Source organism: Paenibacillus sp. P4_A7 (assembly GCF_056402455.1).
The window spans coordinates 1-19,835 of record NZ_JBFUHJ010000005.1; the positions used below are offsets into that span (position 1 = coordinate 1).

The 19,835-nt window shown below is 44.6% G+C and carries 19 protein-coding genes and 1 rRNA gene; all 20 read right to left on the reverse strand.

From position 1 onward, the window contains the following. Window positions 1–176 (reverse strand): 16S ribosomal RNA (locus tag AC1DWN_RS01350); the annotation flags it as partial. A gap of 384 nt (window positions 177–560) precedes the next feature. Further along, window positions 561–2,084 carry a lysine--tRNA ligase gene (gene lysS, locus AC1DWN_RS01355; protein WP_477557151.1) on the reverse strand — a complete coding sequence of 508 codons (1,524 nt, stop codon included), beginning with the start codon at window positions 2,082–2,084 and terminating at the stop codon, window positions 561–563. A gap of 81 nt (window positions 2,085–2,165) precedes the next feature. Beyond that, window positions 2,166–2,642, reverse strand: a complete 477-nt coding sequence (gene greA, locus AC1DWN_RS01360) for a transcription elongation factor GreA (RefSeq protein WP_477557152.1) — start codon at window positions 2,640–2,642, stop codon at window positions 2,166–2,168. Between the two features lie 358 nt (window positions 2,643–3,000). Then, entirely contained in the window at window positions 3,001–4,041 is a 1,041-nt protein-coding gene (gene dusB / locus AC1DWN_RS01365) for a tRNA dihydrouridine synthase DusB (protein WP_477557153.1), read from the reverse strand. A gap of 57 nt (window positions 4,042–4,098) precedes the next feature. Then, complete coding sequence (locus AC1DWN_RS01370; RefSeq protein ID WP_477557154.1) at window positions 4,099–4,311, reverse strand: helix-turn-helix domain-containing protein; 213 nt, start codon at window positions 4,309–4,311, stop codon at window positions 4,099–4,101. Continuing rightward, window positions 4,263–4,817 carry a 2-amino-4-hydroxy-6-hydroxymethyldihydropteridine diphosphokinase gene (folK, locus tag AC1DWN_RS01375; protein WP_477557155.1) on the reverse strand — a complete coding sequence of 185 codons (555 nt, stop codon included), beginning with the start codon at window positions 4,815–4,817 and terminating at the stop codon, window positions 4,263–4,265. Before folK ends, AC1DWN_RS01370 begins: the two co-directional genes overlap by 49 nt. Beyond that, window positions 4,795–5,181, reverse strand: a complete 387-nt coding sequence (folB, locus tag AC1DWN_RS01380; protein ID WP_477557156.1) for a dihydroneopterin aldolase — start codon at window positions 5,179–5,181, stop codon at window positions 4,795–4,797. Before folB ends, folK begins: the two co-directional genes overlap by 23 nt. 107 nt (window positions 5,182–5,288) lie before the next feature. After that, on the reverse strand, window positions 5,289–6,143 hold the full coding sequence (gene folP / locus AC1DWN_RS01385; protein ID WP_477557157.1) for a dihydropteroate synthase: 855 nt from the start codon (window positions 6,141–6,143) through the stop codon (window positions 5,289–5,291). Window positions 6,144–6,251: 108 nt separating this feature from the next. Next, window positions 6,252–7,124 (reverse strand): aminotransferase class IV, encoded by an 873-nt coding sequence (locus tag AC1DWN_RS01390; protein ID WP_477557158.1) that lies wholly within the window; start codon window positions 7,122–7,124, stop codon window positions 6,252–6,254. After that, window positions 7,121–7,702 carry an aminodeoxychorismate/anthranilate synthase component II gene (gene pabA, locus AC1DWN_RS01395; RefSeq protein WP_477557159.1) on the reverse strand — a complete coding sequence of 194 codons (582 nt, stop codon included), beginning with the start codon at window positions 7,700–7,702 and terminating at the stop codon, window positions 7,121–7,123. Before pabA ends, AC1DWN_RS01390 begins: the two co-directional genes overlap by 4 nt. Window positions 7,703–7,732: 30 nt before the next feature. Continuing rightward, complete coding sequence (locus AC1DWN_RS01400) at window positions 7,733–9,307, reverse strand: anthranilate synthase component I family protein (RefSeq protein ID WP_477557160.1); 1,575 nt, start codon at window positions 9,305–9,307, stop codon at window positions 7,733–7,735. A gap of 214 nt (window positions 9,308–9,521) precedes the next feature. Further along, a complete protein-coding gene (gene cysK / locus AC1DWN_RS01405; RefSeq protein ID WP_477557161.1) occupies window positions 9,522–10,460 on the reverse strand; it encodes a cysteine synthase A in 939 nt (312 codons plus the stop codon). Between the two features lie 105 nt (window positions 10,461–10,565). Further along, complete coding sequence (locus tag AC1DWN_RS01410) at window positions 10,566–11,570, reverse strand: peptidylprolyl isomerase (RefSeq protein ID WP_477557162.1); 1,005 nt, start codon at window positions 11,568–11,570, stop codon at window positions 10,566–10,568. A 17-nt stretch (window positions 11,571–11,587) separates the two neighbouring features. Further along, window positions 11,588–12,493 (reverse strand): Hsp33 family molecular chaperone HslO, encoded by a 906-nt coding sequence (hslO, locus tag AC1DWN_RS01415; protein ID WP_477557163.1) that lies wholly within the window; start codon window positions 12,491–12,493, stop codon window positions 11,588–11,590. Further along, window positions 12,493–13,266: a type III pantothenate kinase gene (locus tag AC1DWN_RS01420; protein ID WP_477557164.1), complete on the reverse strand. Its 774-nt coding sequence runs from the start codon at window positions 13,264–13,266 to the stop codon at window positions 12,493–12,495. Before AC1DWN_RS01420 ends, hslO begins: the two co-directional genes overlap by 1 nt. After that, the gene (gene nadC, locus AC1DWN_RS01425) at window positions 13,263–14,147 is read right to left on the reverse strand and encodes a carboxylating nicotinate-nucleotide diphosphorylase (protein WP_477557165.1); all 885 of its coding nucleotides are present in this window, start codon (window positions 14,145–14,147) and stop codon (window positions 13,263–13,265) included. The genes AC1DWN_RS01420 and nadC overlap by 4 nt, the downstream gene beginning before the upstream one ends. Beyond that, window positions 14,140–15,756, reverse strand: a complete 1,617-nt coding sequence (gene nadB, locus AC1DWN_RS01430; RefSeq protein WP_477557166.1) for an L-aspartate oxidase — start codon at window positions 15,754–15,756, stop codon at window positions 14,140–14,142. Before nadB ends, nadC begins: the two co-directional genes overlap by 8 nt. 56 nt (window positions 15,757–15,812) lie before the next feature. Next, window positions 15,813–16,751 (reverse strand): quinolinate synthase NadA, encoded by a 939-nt coding sequence (nadA, locus tag AC1DWN_RS01435; protein ID WP_477557167.1) that lies wholly within the window; start codon window positions 16,749–16,751, stop codon window positions 15,813–15,815. A 371-nt stretch (window positions 16,752–17,122) separates the two neighbouring features. Continuing rightward, window positions 17,123–19,129, reverse strand: a complete 2,007-nt coding sequence (gene ftsH, locus AC1DWN_RS01440) for an ATP-dependent zinc metalloprotease FtsH (protein WP_477557168.1) — start codon at window positions 19,127–19,129, stop codon at window positions 17,123–17,125. A gap of 118 nt (window positions 19,130–19,247) precedes the next feature. Next, complete coding sequence (hpt, locus tag AC1DWN_RS01445; RefSeq protein WP_477557169.1) at window positions 19,248–19,787, reverse strand: hypoxanthine phosphoribosyltransferase; 540 nt, start codon at window positions 19,785–19,787, stop codon at window positions 19,248–19,250. Window positions 19,788–19,835: the final 48 nt, after the last annotated feature.

Genomic DNA, 19,835 nt, shown 5'->3' on the forward strand with positions numbered 1-19,835 from the left:
GTATTAGCATCCGTTTCCGAATGTTATCCCAGTCTTAAAGGCAGGTTACCCACGTGTTACTCACCCGTCCGCCGCTAACTTAATTGAAAGCAAGCTTTCAATTAAATCCGCTCGACTTGCATGTATTAGGCACGCCGCCAGCGTTCGTCCTGAGCCAGGATCAAACTCTCCAAATTGGTGTTTGACTTGCTCAATCTTTTATCGCTTTTTCTAATGATCCGTTAGGATCGTTAGGGCAGTTTAATACTCGTTGTTCAGTTTTCAAAGAGCAATCTTTTGTGCTTGCCAACCGTRTGTYCYGTTGGCGACTTAGATAATATATCACGTTGGTCCATGCGAATGCAAGCTTTATTTTAAAAAACATTAAAATAGTCTTTTAATACGCATATGACCCCCGAACAATCCAATAAACTGACTATTCTTATATAGAAGAAACACATCCTGTTCATAGCGGTTAGAGCCTAAGGATCCTGTACCACACATGGCCTTATCAGCTGAAATACAAAAACCGCCGAGCAGCTACGCCCAGCGGTTCTTTATGTTTATTCTTGATAGGCTTCTTACTCGCCTGAGCGTTGTTCTCTCATATGAGGGAATARCAGCACATCTCGAATGGATGCTGAGTCAGTCAACAGCATAACCAAACGGTCAACCCCAATTCCTAGTCCACCAGTTGGCGGCATACCGTACTCTAGTGCACGAATGAAGTCCTCATCCATTTCATGTGCTTCATCATTACCATGCTCACGTTCTACAAGCTGACCCTCGAAGCGTTCACGTTGATCAATCGGATCGTTCAACTCCGTAAAGGCGTTAGCATGCTCACGCGCTACGATAAATAGCTCGAAACGATCGGTGAACCGTGGATCGGACTCACTTCTTTTGGCAAGAGGGGATATAGCAACAGGATGACCTGTTACAAACGTCGGCTGTATCAATGTGTGCTCTCCGAATTGCTCGAAGAAGGCATTAACGATATGACCAAATGTCATATGCGGATCGACAGCAACCTTGTGCTCCTTCGCCAAACGATGAGCTTCTTCGTCACTCATTTCAACGTTGAAATCAACGCCCGTTGTTTCTTTAACAAGATCAACCATTGTAACGCGACGCCATTGCGGGGTCAGATCAATCTCTTGACCTTGATACATTATCTTGGTTGAGCCAAGTACCTCTTGTGCGATATGTGCAATAAGATTTTCAGTCAACGCCATAATATCCTTGTAGTCAGCATAAGCCTCATACAGCTCAATCATCGTAAACTCGGGATTGTGTCGAGTTGATATACCTTCATTACGGTATACGCGTCCAATCTCATAAACCTTCTCCAGTCCGCCAACGATCAGACGCTTTAGATGAAGCTCGATTGCGATCCGCATATAAAGCTGCATATCCAGTGCATTATGATGCGTTTCGAACGGACGTGCCGCCGCACCGCCTGCAATAGAATGCAAGGTTGGCGTCTCAACCTCTAGGTAATCAAGAGAATCTAAGTAACGGCGCATGGATTGAATGATTTTCGAACGTGTAATGAAAGTCTGTTGGACATCCGGGTTTACAATCAGGTCCACATAGCGCTGACGATAACGAAGCTCTACGTCCTTAAGACCGTGGTATTTATCTGGCAAAGGAAGCAAAGATTTGGTCAACACTTCTATATCAAGTGCCTTGACTGAAATTTCCCCTGTATTGGTTTTGAAAATAACACCGTGTACGCCGATAATATCACCRATATCGAGCAAATTAAATGCTGCGAATTTCTGTTCGTCTACCGCGTCTTTACGGACATAAATTTGAATTCTACCGCTTAAATCTTGAATATGAGCAAAACCTGCTTTACCCATTCCGCGCTTCTGCATAATACGGCCGGCAATACTTACTTTTACCCCTTGCTCTTCCAGTTCCTCTTTACTTGCTACCTCATATGAATTCATAATATTTTTGGCATTATGAGTGCGTTCGAATTTACGGCCGAACGGATCCACACCTAGCTCGCGAAGCTCGTCCAGCTTGTCTCTGCGGATTTGCAATAACTCACTTAGCTCTTGTTCATTAATCTCTTGCTCTTTGTTGTCTTGTTCCATTACATTCATCTCCTTGACACGTTCGGTAAACGTTCAAAAAGCTTCCCACAAGGAAGCTTTCCGAGCCGCACATAGCAAACTTTATTTTTTGATATCAATAATCTTGTATTGGATGATGCCGACTGGAACACTTACTTCAACGACTATGCCTTTTTTCTTGCCCAGAATCGCTTTCCCAACCGGACTTTCATTTGAAATTTTGTTTTGCAGCGGATCAGCTTCAGCTGAACCAACAATAGCGTACTCCATCGTATCGCCATACTCCATATCCTCGACTGTAACAATGGACCCAATACTAACAATCTCTGTATCGATTTCATCGTTATTTATAATGCGTGCATTACGCAACATTTTCTCAAGGGTAATAACACGGCCTTCTATGAACGCTTGCTCATTCTTTGCATCCTCGTACTCCGAGTTTTCACTGATATCGCCATAGCCAATTGCTACTTTGATCCGTTCAGCAACTTCACGACGTTTGACCGATTTAAGATTTTCTAATTCATCTTCGAGCTTACGTAGCCCTTCTTGAGTCAGAATGATTTGCTTATCGTTCATCTTTCCGATTCTCCTGTCGTGTGACTAATTTTCATACCGTGTATGAATTCACTGTTACTTAATATATTACGCTTAACAACCTTCATACCTACAGTTGTTGAAGTGCGCTCATGGTGTGTTCTAGAGATTATATTGCACGATTATATTTCAAAGTCACCCTGAATGTCAATCAAAGCCAGCGGATCAATGGAAACCGTTACATTGCCATTTAACCAAGAGTAAACAGCTTATGTTATCCATAGAAGACATAAGTGCAATTCTTGGTGAATGATAAGGATATTGATAGCTTTTTTTGTCGAATACTGTCGATGATAAAACTTTCATTAAGGTATCCATGTATTTGTGAACTTTGAAGAAATTAGTAAGTAACTTCCTCTTCAATTGAGCTGTTATCTAACATTTGGCTCGAAGGCTGCATATCCGCTTCCTCTTCAAGCGATAAAATGTACTTCTCCAATATAGCAACCATCGGATCGCGACCGGTCTCTTCCATTATAACGTCCTTCACGCGAGCACCACCCGGCAGCCCTTTTAAATACCACGCTAAATGTTTTCGCATCTCACGTACGGCTACGTGCTCATTCTTCAAAGCGACTAAACGATCTAAATGAAGGATAGCAACCTCCATCTTCTCACGAGGAGTCGGATCGCTTAGCAGCTCACCGTTCGACAAGTATTGAATCGTACGATATAACATCCACGGGTTTCCAAGCGCGCCTCTACCGATCATGACACCGTCACAACCTGTATGGTCGAGTAACCGTTTAGCATCTTGAGGAGAGCAGACATCACCATTTCCAATTACGGGAATAGATACCGCTTCTTTAACATCCTTTATAATGTCCCAATTAGCCTTGCCCGTATACAGCTGCTCGCGTGTACGTCCATGTACGCTGACAGCACTGCCGCCTGCCCGCTCAACCGCAAGTGCATTTTCCACTGCGAAAATATGCTCAGCATCCCAGCCAATTCGCATTTTCACCGTAACTGGCTTCTTAACTGCATCGACTACTGCCGATACCATCTCGTATATTTTGTTAGGATCGAGCAACCACCTAGCACCCGCATCACACTTTGTTACTTTAGGAACTGGACAACCCATATTAATATCGATGATGTCCGCATTCGTCTGCCTATCAACTACTTTAGCTGCTTCGACAAGCGATTCCCGGTCGCCCCCGAATATTTGAAGACTTAGAGGCTTCTCCCTATCATCAACAAACAGCATCTCTAGCGTCCGTTTATTATTGTGGAGGATTGCCTTGTCGCTTACCATCTCTGCGCAAACAAGCCCCGTTCCAAATTCCTTAGCAATTAATCGAAAAGCAGGGTTACACACGCCTGCCATCGGCGCTAGCACCACTCTGTTCTTCATCTCGATGTCTCCGATTTTCAGCATGTCGCTCCTTGCTCCTTTACTACATTATTTAAAATAAAAATCATTGTGTAAGAGTTGCTACTCACGGTCATTGGACATTAATTCTTCGTAGCTGATATCTAGTGTTTTGGCGATATGATTCAGCAGCTTAGGATCTGTCTTTCTTGTGCCCCGCTCCAATGAGYCAAGCACTGCCACCGATACGCCAAGCTTCTTGGCCAGCTCCTGTTGGGTATAGCCCTTCAGCTTCCGAAAGGCTCTGACGCGCTGCGCCAATTGGTTGTTTTCCATAACGAAATGCCTTCCTTTCCATCCTGAAGTGCCATTTTGGACGATGAACTAACTTGTTCCCTCAGCGGGTGTGTTCGCTCGATAACATCATTCAACGGCACTAGCACGAATGCTCGCTCCATCATACGCGGATGCGGCAGCGTCAGCTCCTCTTGATCCATTCTGACATTATCATATAGGAGAAGATCAAGGTCAATGGTTCTCGGTCCCCATCGCACTTGCCGTATTCGACCAAGCTGCTGCTCAATGGCAAGCAGCCGACGCAATAATGGTACAGGCGCTAACTCGGTACGAACGACCACTACCATATTCAGAAATGACGGTTGCTCTGTAAAACCTACCGGATCCGTTTCGTAAATGCCTGATACCCTGCAAACATCAAGGTCTATATGACCATTAATCAGCTCAATTGCTTCAATAAGCAGTTGGTCCCGATCACCCATATTCGAACCTAAACCAATATAAGCTTCAACCAATGCGCCGTTACGCTGGTATTGATCTTCCATCAGCATCTCGCTTTCTGCGCATCTCAATCGTTACACCGTCAAAATGGATGTCAAACGGCGGATGTGGCTTAGTTACTCGAACAGTCACTTCATTTACAATAGTATAAGCTTCCAAAACACGTGATGCAATGTTGCCGGTTAAAGCTTCTATTAGTTTATATGGCGGACCCTCTACAATGTTTTTCGTAAGAGCATGAATATCTGCATAATTTATCGTAAAGTTTAGATCATCCGTTTGCGCAGCCTGCTCTAAATCCATTTTCAGTTCTAGATCAATAAAGAACTGTTGCCCTAGCTTATTCTCTTCGGCAAACACCCCGTGATAGCCATAGAAGCGCATTCCTTTAATTATCATGTTATCCAATCCAGTCACTCTCCTAACAATATAGCTGCTCTTATTCTTAAAACCAGCCTAAGTTGAAATAGTCTGTGTTGTTTCTTAGTTAGAAAAGAGGTTTATCAATTACCCAATCAGCCTCGATAAAAAATAGCATCAGTCATAAGCGCTGTCCGCTTCATTGCTCTGACATCATGCACACGTACGATTTGACAGCCTTGTGCAATGCCTACGGCAACGGTCGCAGCTGTCCCCTCTACAAGCTCTTCAACTGGCAAATTTAATGCTTGTTTAATGAAACGCTTGCGCGAGGTACCTAATAGTACCGGATAACCGAGTGCTGCAAGCTCTGAAAGACGTCCGAGCATTTCGATGTTTTCTTCATAACTTTTGGCGAAGCCGATTCCTGGATCTAACCAGACCTGGTCATCCGCGATGCCCGCAGCTCTTGCGATAGCAATGCTGCTATGTAGATCGGCAAGAACATCTGGAACGAGATCATTATAGTTCCGATCATGACGATTATGATTAATAATAACCGGACAACCATATTCAGCCACGACTGCTGCCATGTTGGGATCATTCTTCAAGCCCCATATATCATTGATAATGTGCGCACCCGCTTCGAGAGATTGGCGAGCTGTCTCTGACTTATACGTGTCAATCGAAATCGGCACATGGGGCAGCGCCTCGCGAACCGCTCGAATAACTGGGACGATACGCCGCAATTCTTCTTCAAGTGGTACTGGTTCAAAGCCAGGCCGCGTGGACTCACCGCCAATATCAAGTATATCGGCGCCCTCGCTTACCATCGCCTCAGCATGAGCAACTGCTGCATCTATATGCGTATAGCGTCCGCCATCAGAGAAAGAATCTGGTGTTGCATTCAATATACCCATAATTAACGTCCGTTTACCAAGCTCGAGCTTGACGCCCCCGCTAAGGTTATATTCTCGTATCCAAAAATCAGGTTTATTATTTCGTGTCACTACTTCACCTTCATCCTTTCACATACTACTCATTACTATCTGTACCACTGATTGAAATTGCATTACTAGCTGATTTTCACTATGTGTTGTAATCTCTCTATTTAAAGGTTAAGAAATCGTCGTATTACGATATAACGACAACAGCTGCCTCGTAACTGGCCCAGCCGTACCTCCACTAATTACGATGCTTTGACCATCCGTGCCTGTGAGCGTAGTGATAGGGATAAGCTCTTGTATGGAATTCGTCATCCAAATTTCATCCGCCTTCTGAAGCATCTCCCAGCCGTATAATCCTTCTTCTACCTTATATCCTTCAACTAGTGCCAGCTCCATTACACGCTCCCGTGTTATTCCAGGTAAAATGCCAATAGTAATGGAAGGAGTATGTACAACACCGTCTGTCACAAAAAATAAATTGCTTGTAATGCCTTCAGCAATCCAACCCTCGCTGCTAAGCATCAATCCCTCTACACCGAAAGCGGCACCGCAACGAACCAATTCCCGCTTCGCAATAATATTGTTCATATAATGGAGGGATTTAAAGCGAACATCACCTTCAGGCGTATTCCGCAGCGTTTGCAGCAGCCGTAGCTCCCGTCCGCGCATATGAACCTCATCATTGGCTTTCGGTAGGGACTTTACAAGCAGAAGGGCGTTCGGGTGCATATAGTCACCGGGCGGCAAGCCAAGCTCAGCTTCACCCGCACTCACGGTAAGCCGTACATACCCATCACTAAGTTCGTTTGCGTCCAACACCTCACGCGTCCATTTATTAATCAGAGCTAGGTCAGCATGATACGGTATACCAAGTTGATCACATCCGCGCTGCAATCGTAACAAATGTCTGTCCAGCAAGTACGGTTTACCATTATAGGTTCGAAATGTCTCGAACAAACCCATCCCGTACAAAAAACCGTGATCATAAACTGAGATCACGGCCTTGCTGGCATCCAGAACAGAGCCATTCAGCCCGACTTTCATCGTGCTGCGCCCGTACGTTTTTGCAAAAAATTACGAAGCATCGTAAGCCCATACTCCGTTATGATGGATTCAGGATGGAATTGCACCCCTTCAATCGCATACTCCTTGTGTCGCAAGCCCATTATTTCACCTTCAGCCGTTTCCGCAGAAATTTCCAAGCAATCTGGAAGCGTTTCTCTGCGAACAATGAGTGAATGATAGCGGGTAGCAGTAAACGGTGTTGGCATACCTTCGAAAATTGATTTGCCATCATGAAGAATGGCTGAGGTTTTACCATGCATCAGCTTTTCAGCGCGAACTACTTCCCCACCGAAGGCTTGTCCGATTGATTGATGCCCCAAACAAACACCAAAAATCGGAATCTTCCCTTTAAAATGCTCAATGAGTGATAAACTAATACCCGCTTCGTTCGGGGAACAAGGTCCCGGTGATATTAGTATATGGTCTGGAGCAAGAGCCTCTATKCCGGCCAAATCGATCTCATCATTCCGTTTTACCGTAATTTCTTCTCCGAGCTCTCCTAAGTACTGAACCAAATTGTACGTAAAAGAATCATAATTATCGATTACAAGTATCATCGCACAACTCCCCCTTCATTCTAACGGTATTCACTTTTGTTTAGCAGAAGCAAATTGTTCACTGTATTGAATGGCCTTCCATAAAGCTTTCGCCTTATTTAGCGATTCCTCATATTCCCGAGCTGGATTAGAATCAATAACAATACCTGCACCTGCTTGAATATGAACATGATCACCTTGCATCACCATGGTTCTGATAATAATATTAAATTCCATATCGCCGTTGTAGTCAATCCATCCAAGTGAACCGGTATACGGTCCTCTTCGGGTAGGTTCCAGCTCATCGATAATTTCCATGGTGCGGATTTTGGGAGCGCCAGTAATTGTCCCTCCTGGAAACGTAGCTGCTATAACGTCATACGCATCTTTTCCGTCTGCTAGCTGTCCTTCAACCTGCGAGACGAGGTGCATCACATGCGAGTATTGTTCAATAACCATGAGCTCTTTTACCTGAACCGTGCCATAGGCCGATATGCGACCGAGATCATTCCGCTCTAGGTCCACGAGCATTATATGCTCTGCTCGTTCCTTCTCATTCGTTCGCAAAGTTTCAGCCAGCCGTTGATCCTCTTCCTCCGTAAGTCCGCGACGCCTTGTCCCTGCGATCGGCCTTGTAATGAGTCGATTCTCATTCCGCTCCACCAGAAGCTCAGGCGATGCCGATACAATCTGAAAATCAGGACAGCGCAGAAAACCCATATAAGGAGAAGGATTGAAAACGCGAAGCCATTCATAAAGCTCTTCAGGTGACGTATGAACCGTCCTACTTTGGCGGACTGACAGATTAACCTGAAATACATCTCCTTGCTCAATATACCGTTGAATACTGCGAACAGCTTCCTTGTACGCTTCTTTTGAGAATGGAGAATGTATGCCTTTGAAAGTCTCAACATCAATATGAAGAGAATCTGCTTCAGTCAAAAGTAATCGGGCAGCCCGTTGCTCCGCTGCTTTCTCGCGAGCCCCGTCTTTCTCGAACCATTTTAACCAGTATTCGGCCATTCCCTCCATTCTCGAAAGCCCACTCCTATAAGTTTCCTGCAAATCCTCAGCGCTGGCATCCGGTGCAATTTGGCTATGAACAACTGTATATAGCTTCAATTCCACATGATCAATAATCCAAAGCTCATTCATCCGTAAAAATAGATAGTCAGGCAACCTCAAATCATCTTCAGCCTGCTCGGGCAGACGCTCAATCGACCGAACAACATCATAGCTCCAATAACCTACACATCCCCCGGTCCACTTGGGGCCATTATCGATCCGCGGTCCCTTGTGGCCTTCCATCCACTGTCGAACCACCTCAAGCGGCTTTCCTTGCCATATCTGCTTAGTTTGTTCCCCTTGCGACTTGAACTCTACAGATTCTGCAGCTAAGCCCTTACCCCGTATGATGCCGTCTGGGTGAAGACCCAAATAGGTGTAACGTCCTTCCTTCCCGCTCTCCAGTACAAAGGCATAAGGAGAAGCATCCTGCCACACTTCTTCCCATGAAGTAACCCCCGCTTTATTCTCAAAATAAAATGGCAGCTGCTTAATTAGCGGCAGTGTTGTATATTTCTGTTCGGCGTGCCACCGAGTCCACTGGTCTAATGTGGTGACCATCACCTTCAACCCCCGATTGCTTGACTTATTTTGCTCAGTATACAGAATAGAACGTCAAGTGTAAACGGCTGGCGCCGCCCCTTGGTGACGTAAGCTCATTTCATCGTGAAATATGGGCGAAATATTAGGATGAAACTTATACTCAGCCGTAATTATAAAAAGAAAGCCTTCCATCCCGTAGAATGAAAGGCCTCCTGCTATTTTGTAATTAAAATTAATTGTCGAAGTTAAACAGCGGTGTGCTTAGGTAACGTTCGCCATTACTTGGAACAATAGCTACCACACGTTTACCAGCACCAAGCTCTTTTGCTACTTGCAATGCGGCATAAATAGCTGCGCCGGAAGAAATTCCACAAAGAATACCTTCCTCTTTCGCTGCACGACGAGCGTATTCAAACGCTTCTTCGTTCTCAATTGTAATGACAGCGTCATACACGTCACGGTTTAAAATTTCAGGTATAAAATTTGCACCGATACCTTGAATTTTGTGAGCGCCAGGCTTGCCGCCAGACAAAATTGGTGAACCAGCAGGCTCAACAGCATAGATCTTGATGCCTTCGAAGTTCTGCTTTAACACTTCACCAGTACCGGAGATTGTACCACCTGTACCAATACCTGCAACGAAAGCATCCAATTTACCGTCAAGCGAGTTGATAGCTTCTACGATTTCAGGACCCGTTGTCTCACGATGAACCTTCACATTCGCTTGGTTTTTGAATTGTTGCGGTAAGAAGTATGAAGGATTTTCTGCTGCTAGCTCTTCCGCTCTGCGAACAGCTCCGTTCATTCCTTCAGAACCTGGTGTTAATACGAGGTCTGCACCATAAGCACGAAGAAGGTTGCGACGCTCAATGCTCATTGTTTCTGGCATAACCAGAATAGCATTATAGCCTTTTGCCGCAGCAACCATTGCAAGACCAATTCCTGTGTTGCCACTTGTAGGCTCAATAATAGTATCGCCTGGTTTAATGAGTCCTTCTTGCTCTGCTACCTCAATCATGCTGAGTGAGATACGGTCTTTAACACTAGCACCTGGGTTTTGGTACTCAAGCTTCACATAAACTTCTGCACTACCTTCTGGTACGAGACGGTTCAAACGAACAAGCGGAGTATCACCGATGAGATCAAGAACGCTTTGTACTATTTTGGCCATAAAAATGACTTCCTCCTTATTCCGACTGAATCAGTTGGTATTTTAACTAACTTAATATTAACAATGTCTTATAGCCGTTGTCAATAGCCACTTCCAGCCCGTTTATCATGGAGTTTGTACAGCATCATATTTGTCCAAAAGTCTGTCCTCTAACTCATTCAATGAATCAGCTTTCTCTAGTGCAAGCTGCTTGCGAACGACATCTTGCAGCCTGCTTCCCATCAATTCCGATGTCACTCGGCGCTCTAATAATCGAATAATAGCATATCCCCCGTCTACCTTAATGGGACCTGCCGTTTCAGCAACTTGCAGCTTACTTGCGGCATCCAGCATATTGCGATCATAGAAAGGATCCTGCTCATCAATTAAACCTAAATCGCCACCTATATCAGCAGTAAAGGAATCCAATGAATAGCTGCTTGCCAATAATGAAAAATCCTCGCCATCACTCAGAAGATCCAGTACAGATTCAGCTTCCTTTGCCGTTTCAGTCAAAATCCACAGTAAGTGCAGCTGAAGCTGTGAACCATATTCATCCGGATGCTCCTTTATATACTTCTCTACTTCAAGGTCGGTTACAATGATGCTGCGAACCGCTATTTTTTCCAGAAGCAGCCTGTATCGCATTTCATCTTGCACTTGCGCCTTTGTCATACCCAACTGTTCTTTCATCACTTCAAAATAACGAGCTTCGCTATCATAACCGTCGATCATTTCTTCAAGTTCTCGTTGTAATTCCTCTTGCGACACGCTTAACTCCGAGGCCGCGGCCTCCAAGTCTATCGCTTTATGTACCATCATCGCTCTAAGTACATCGTCGCCATATTGTTTGTAAAGTTGACTCTCCAGCTCAGCGGCCGTAATAAGTACCGGTCCCACCTTCGCTATTGTTCGATTGGGGTCTGCTTGTTCTGGAGAATCTACTTCAGGGGTTTGTTCAGGCTGATCTGTCTCAGCTGTTCCTTCATCACTGCCAATATTCGTTTGCGGTTGCGGGTCAATTAGTCTATTGTTCCCCGGCCACACTTTTACTACTACTACTACGGTTAATACAACCATACATACAGCTTGAAGGATGACCACAGCCCTCAGAACCTTGTATTTCCTCATTACCCTAATGCCTCCAATTATTGGATCGGCTTCGGTTTAGCTTGAGCAAGCAATTGCCCCAGCTGTGCCCGTTCGAATGTATATGCTTCGTTGCAAAATTGGCAAACGACTTCCGCTTTTCCGTCTTCTTCAATAATTTGCTGCAATTCATGTTCACCTAAACTGAGAAGCGTTTGCTCTACTCGATCCGATGAACAGAAACATTGAAACTTCAAGTCCATCGTATCATGAATAATTAATTCTCCGTCTCCAACAATCCAGCGAAGCAAATCCTCAGGGGATTCCCCTTTATCAAGCAGTGAAGTAACTGGCGGCATTGAAGCTACTGCCTGCTCCAGTCTTGTAATTTCCGCATCCGTCAAACCCGGCATCAATTGCACAATGAATCCACCTGCATGCAGGACGGAATTATCCGTATTTACCAACACACCTAGTCCTATTGCAGACGGCGTTTGCTCAGACACTGCGAAATAATACGTAAAATCTTCTCCGAGTTCTCCTGAAACAATTGGAACACTACCTCGATAGGGCTCTTTCATACCCAAATCCTTGCTGATATGAAGATAACCGCTTCTTCCGACAGCTCCTGCCACATCAAGCTTGCCCTGCGCATTGCTTGCCAAATGCACCTCAGGATGGTCTACGTAGCCGCGTACTTCGCCATCTGCATTTGCATCAACGACGATTTGGCCGATTGGACCATCACCCTTTACCTGAATCGTGATCTTCTCTCTCCCTTTAAGCATGGCTCCCATAATAGCACCGGCTGTCAGCGTTCTTCCAAGCGCTGCCGTTGCGGTTGGGAAGGTACCATGTCTCTGGCGAAGTTCCTCTACAAGCTGAGTCGTACGAGCTGCGAACACTCTTATTTTACCGCCCCATGCTGTTCCTCGCACAAGCACGTCCTTCAGCTGATTATCCATTAAATTCCCTCCTGATTACGTTCGTATATAATACGTAGACCTTCAAGCGTCAGCAATGGATCTACTTCTTCTATTGTTTCTGATTCAGCAGCGATCAACTCTGCAAAGCCACCTGTTGCTATAACTCGCGGTGTAACACCGAACTCTGTACGAATACGTCCTACAATACCGTCAACTTGTCCTGCATAGCCAAAAATAATACCTGCTTGCATAGAGGTTACCGGATTTCGACCGATTACACTTTTTGGTCTAACTAGCTCTATACGAGGAAGCTTAGCTGCGCGTTGATACAAAGCTTCTGTCGAAATGCCAATTCCTGGCACAATTGCACCGCCCAAATAATTGCCGCCCTCATCTATGTAATCAAATGTGGTGGCAGTACCAAAGTCGACGATAATTAACGGTGATCCGTATTTCACAATGCCTGCTACGGAATTGACGATTCGATCGGCGCCTACCTCACGCGGGTTTTCATAACGAATATTTAAACCCGTCTTCACGCCTGGTCCAACTATTAATGGTGTCTTGTGCAAGTACTTATGACACAGCTCCTCCAATGTACGCATAAGTGGAGGGACAACGGAGGATATAACAACGCCATCAATCTGATCAAGCTTCACACCTGCAAAATGGAATAGGTTATGAAAGTTAATCCCATATTCATCTACAGTAGAAGAACGATTCGTACTTAAACGCCAATGATGAAGCAGTTCTTTTCCTTTATAGATACCAAGCACGATATTCGTATTCCCTACATCAATAACGAGGATCATAACGTCTCCCCGCCCTTCTTCGCATTCAAATCCAAGCTAATATCCAGTGCTTGGAAGGAATACGTTAATCCGCCGATAGAAATAACATCAACGCCACAAGCTGCAATTGCATATACCGTATTCAGTGTTACTCCTCCTGAAGCCTCTACAATGACATGAGGTGACCTTGCTTTTATTCGACCGACTGCTTCCGTCATCATTGCCGTGTTCATATTATCAAGCATGATGATGTCAGCACCGCATGCTAAAGCTTCTTCAACCTGTGCAAAAGACTCGGTCTCCACTTCAATTTTCATGGTATGGGGGATTTTTTGACGCGCCGCCTCAACAGCAGCTGTTATAGAACCTGCACCCTTAATATGATTATCTTTAATCATTACTGCATCGTACAAGCCAAAACGATGATTGGCTCCACCGCCGACACGCACCGCATACTTCTCCATCATACGATGGCCCGGTGTCGTTTTGCGTGTATCAACAAGTCTGACAGGCAGTCCATCAAGTGCATCTACAAAGGAACGCGTCTTAGTCGCAATGCCTGACAGTCTTTGCATCAAATTTAGAGCCAGACGCTCACCGGTTAATAAGCTATGAGTGCTGCCCTCCACAATGGCAAGTACCGTGCCCTTCTCCACATAGTCTCCGTCTTGTACTTTCGCTTCAAATATAAGCGATGAATCCACCACTTCAAATACGAGCCTTGCGATAGGTATTCCAGCAATTATGCCGCTTTCCTTCACATGAATAACAGCCTTCGATCGCGATCCCTTCGGAATCGTTGTCTCGGTTGTTATGTCACCGCTTCCTACATCCTCAGATAGCCATCCGCGAATTTGATCACGTACGGCAACGTCATACCCGCCTGTTGTCCATTCAAACATCTTCTATTCGCTCCTCCGTCAGTCCATATAGACGGTGCAATACCGTATGCTTTCTCCACATTACATCATCACGCGCTGGAAAGTCCTCACGATAGTGTCCGCCGCGGCTTTCCTCCCGTTGCAATGCTGCTTCTGTAGTCAGCATCGCACAGGTAAGTAAATTAGCAAATTCGTAATCTTCCCGTTCCGTTAGAATGGACTGGAATATTGGAAGCTGCCTTTTAAGCTCTTCAAGACCTTTGCCAAGTCCTTTCGCATCACGGCGAAGACCAACGTACCGAACCATAATTTTCTGCAGCTTAAGCCGTCGCTCTACAACCGCCTGCATAGGCGTGTTGATTCGTTCTAATTCATTCTCAATAACTGGTTCAATAAGTAGATCCGATAATTCATTAATACGTTTCACAATTCTTCTGCCGAATACAATGGCTTCAGATAGGGAGTTGCTTGCCAAACGATTCGCTCCATGCACCCCGGTTGATGATACTTCACCGCATGCAAACAATCGCTTAATATTTGTTTCCCCATTTAGATCGGTTTTCACTCCACCCATCATATAATGCATGGCAGGCGCAACTGGAATCCAATCCGACGTAAGATCCAATCCGTACTTTAAACAGTATTCATATATAGTTGGAAAACGATGCTTCACCATATCTGGCGATTCATTTGTAATATCGATATAGACGAAAGTAGATCTTGTAGCTTCCATTTCACTAACGATAGCCCGAGCAACAATATCTCTTGGAGCTAGCTCCATTTGCTCGTGGTAACGATCCATAAAACGCTCGCCCTTAATGTTACGAAGTACAGCACCCTCTCCGCGCACTGCTTCCGATATAAGAAAACGCGGCGCTCCAGGATAACAAAGAGAAGTCGGATGGAACTGTAAAAACTCTACATCTTGAATGAAAGCACCTGCACGGTAAGCCATAGCAATTCCATCGCCTGTCGCTACTTCAGGATTTGTCGTATAACGATACAATTGACCCGCGCCGCCAGAGCATAATATAGTCGCTTTTCCTTTGACAAATAGTCGCTGTCCGTTAGGCTTCTGCACAATTACCCCACAGCACTCGTCATCTTGCGTAACTAGATCGATTACAAAGGAATCATCCCATACTTCAATTTTGGGATTGGACACCGCATTTTCTGATAGTGCACGTACGATCTCGTACCCTGTTGCATCTCCATTGGCATGCAAAATACGACGCTGACTATGGGCGCCTTCCTTCGTCAAAGCATACTCACCATCATTCTCCACATCAAATTGCGTACCCATCTTAATCAGACTGCGTACGCCCCTCGGTCCTTCATGGACAAGTACATCAACTGCTTCATTCGAGCATAAGCCTGCTCCAGCAATTAATGTATCTTGGCGATGATATTCTGGAGAATCATCTTCAGAGATGACGGCGGCAATTCCGCCTTGTGCATATCGTGTATTGCTGTCTAGCAATGATTTCTTTGTAATCATAAGCACCGAATTATTCTCACTTGCCCGTATAGCGGTAAAAAGACCGGCAATGCCGGCCCCTATAACGATGACGTCTTTTTCGATAACGGGTAGCCCGTTCAACTGTACATCAACTAAATATCTAGGAATCATAGAGGGCTCCTCCAAGTGTTTACGTTATAATCCTTCAAACATAGGAACAGCGTATGCTACTTAACAAGCAGCATACGCTCCAAGGACAAACGGGCCTGATCCGCAACTGCAGGCGGAACATAAATTTGCGGCTGCATCGTCTCTAAACATTTAACGAGCTTCTTCAAATTGTTCACCTTCATGTTGGGACAAACCAAATATTTAGATGCAAAGTGGAACGACTTACCTGGGCTGTCTAACCGCAATTGATACCCAGTTCCATCCTCAGTTCCAACTATAAACTCTTGGCAATCAGATTCTTTACAATATTTAAGGATAGCAGTTGTACTGCCTACGAAGTCACCAAGCTTAACTACCTCAGGACGACATTCAGGATGTACAACAAACTGCGCATTCGGATATTTGGCTTTCATTTCTTCTACATCTTTAACTGTTAGCATATCATGCGTGTTGCAGTAACCTTCCCAGATAATCATTTTCTTATCTGTATTCTGCTGCACATAATGGCCAAGGTTTTTGTCTGGGACCCAGATGACCTCATCGCCTTCAACTGAATTCACTACCTTAACCGCATTCGCAGAGGTACAGCAAATGTCTGTCTCTGCTTTAATTTCAGCAGAAGAGTTGATATAGGTAACTACCTTAGCATTCGGATGCTGTGCCTTAAGCTTACGCAAACCATCCACACTAACCATGTCTGCCATTGGGCATCCCGCACGTTCATCTGGGATAATAACTGTCTTGTTAGGCGCCAAAATTTTCGCGCTTTCACCCATGAAATGTACGCCGCAAAAAACAATCACTTCTGCATCTGTTTCCGCCGCTTTCTGGGCTAATAGAAAAGAGTCTCCGCGAAAATCAGCAACCTCTTGAATTTCGTCTCGTTGATAATAATGGGCTAAAATAATGGCGTTTTTTTCTTTCTTTAACTGTAACAACCGCTCACGCAACTCGCGGTTTTGTTCCGCTTTGCGTTCCAGTGCCAGTGCTTCCACAGTAGATCCTCTCCTCTTGTGAGGGATGGGGGTTAGCCCATTCCATGATCGTGCAAGTAGACTTTGTGAATTGATGCACAAACTATGAAAGTCGCTCGCTTATAAATTAAAGCAAAAGGGATAATTGATAATTTTAATGGATTAAGATTTAATTTACACGTGGTAGAAGGTGCTGTCAATCCATTAAACGCCTTTTTATAAAGCCAATTTCTAATTCGGGCTGTTTCGGAAAATCTCATGCTAGCATTTTCTTTATTTACTACAGGTTTACAACTGTATTATAGGCTAAAATCGAACATTAATAAAGAAAAAAAGTCGGCCTACTACTCAAGAAAAGTAGTAAACCGACTTTTGGTTAAACACATAGTAACTTAAGAGCTTTTATCCGAATCATCYGGGTTATTTTGCTTCTTCTCTAAGCTAACACCCTTAACCTCATCTTCGTCATGGGATTGAATACGTACTGTTACATCGCCAATTGTCTCAATAATTGGCTCTGTTGTAGGTACGGATACATCACTATCTGAAGAAGCTCCACCATCACCATCAAGTGAACCAGTTTCGATCAGACGCTTAATTTGCTCCATCTCAAGCGTTTCAACAGTAAGCAATGTCTGTGCAATGATATGCATTTCCTTGCTCTTCTCTGTCAATAGCTTTTTAGCGCGATCGTAGCAAGCATTCGTGATGTTCTGCATCTCTTGATCGATCTCGTAAGCAATTGAATCAGAATAGTTCTGCTCATGCCCGATATCGCGGCCAAGGAATACTTGGCTTTGTGAGCTGCTGCCGAACTGCATCGGTCCAAGCTTGTCACTCATACCGTATTCCATAATCATACTGCGTACAATACCTGTCGCTTGTTTAAAGTCACTGTAAGCACCCGTTCCGATTTCCCCGATAAACAGTTCTTCCGCAACACGACCAGCCAGCAATCCAGTAATCTTATCAAGCAACTCTTGTTTTGTAACAAGCATACGATCTTCTTTTGGAAGCATGATGACGTAACCGCCAGCGCGACCACGTGGAATGATCGTTACTTTGTGAACCATATCTGCATGTTCAAGGAAGAAGCCAGCAATTGTATGTCCTGCTTCATGATAAGCGACGATCCGTTTCTCACGATCACTAACGACACGGCTTTTCTTCTCCGTACCGACAATGATACGGTCAATCGCATCATCAATCTCTACCATTGCAATTTCTTTCTTATTGCGACGTGCAGCAAGTAGAGCTGCTTCATTCAGCAAGTTCTCAAGGTCTGCTCCACTAAATCCAGTGGTACGCTTCGCAATGATATCCAACTTAACGTCACTTGTAAAAGGTTTGTTGCGTGAATGAACGTTCAGAACCGCTTCACGGCCTTTCACATCTGGACGGTCAACCGTAATTTGACGGTCAAAACGGCCTGGACGTAGAAGTGCTGGATCCAGAATGTCTGGACGGTTTGTTGCAGCAATAATAATGATTCCTTCGTTAGCGCCAAATCCATCCATCTCAACGAGCAATTGGTTAAGCGTCTGTTCACGCTCATCATGACCGCCGCCAAGACCTGCGCCACGCTGACGACCTACAGCATCAATCTCATCAATAAATATGATACAAGGTGCATTTTTCTTTGCATTCTCGAACAAATCACGTACACGGGAAGCACCGACACCAACGAACATTTCCACGAAATCCGAACCGGAAATACTGAAGAAAGGTACGCCCGCTTCACCTGCTACAGCACGTGCAAGCAATGTCTTACCTGTACCTGGAGGACCGACTAACAGAACCCCTTTTGGTATGCGCGCGCCAACAAGATTGAACTTACGCGGGTCTTTCAAGAAGTCGACAACCTCAACGAGCTCTTGCTTCTCCTCGTCTGCCCCTGCCACATCTTCAAAAGTAATCCGCTTCTTCTCGTTATCGTAAAGCCGCGCTTTGCTCTTGCCGAAATTCATGACTTTACCGCCGCCACCTTGAGCCTGATTCATCAAGAAGAAGAATAGGACAAGAATGATGATGAACGGAATAATAGAAGTAAGGAATGTAAGCCAAATACTTGGCGTATCCATTTTCTTATTTTCTAATTTAAAGCCGTATTGCTCCTGCCAATCGAGAATTTTCTCTTCCGCCTTAACGCCAATTCGAGATACGAATTCATCGCTTTCCGCGTCAGCAGGCTTTTGTTTATATTTACCAGTAACAAAATAAGTTTGGTTATCAAACTTCACACTCATTTCTGCAACATTGCCTGATTCAATGGCAGTGCGAAGCTCATCATAACGCAAACCTACAGTAGCTTTATTTTGGCTGCTGATAAATTGAAAGATCCCAACGGTCACCAAAAAGATAATTAAATAAAAACCAGTATTACGGATGATCCGATTCATCCCCAACCTCCTCTCAGACACTTTAAATATTTTACCATAGCATGACTTCCCATAACAATAGAGGTGTCAGGTGAAGGGGCATGTACGGGTAAATCGCCTAAAAATGACTGTCATTCCCTTACTTCTCGTATACTTCCGGCTTCAAAATACCAATATATGGAAGATTACGATATTTCTCCGCATAATCTAGACCATAGCCTACAACAAATTCGTCTGGTAAAGTAAAGCCTTTATAATCAGCTTCCAGATCTACCGTGCGACGGCCTGGTTTATCAAACAACGTAACGACAGTAACTGACTTTGCATTACGGCGCTCAAGCACATCGATCAAGTAGCTAAGTGTTAGCCCGCTGTCGATAATATCCTCGACAATTAGAACATCACGGCCTTCAACGGATACATCGAGGTCTTTAATGATTTTGACAACACCTGACGATTTAGTTGACTGCCCGTAGCTGGATACCGCCATAAAGTCGATCTCGAGCGGCACTGTAATTTCTTTAACCAGGTCAGCCATAAAAATAAACGCGCCTTTTAGAACGCAAATAACGAGCGGATTACGTCCACCAAAATCCTGGCTCAGCATTTCGCCAAGCTCCTTAACCTTTGTTCGAATCTGTTCTTCATCATACAGCACTTCTAGAATGTCATTCTGCAATGTATAAATCCCCCTACGCCTTAACTATGTTTATGAGTGTAACAGTGC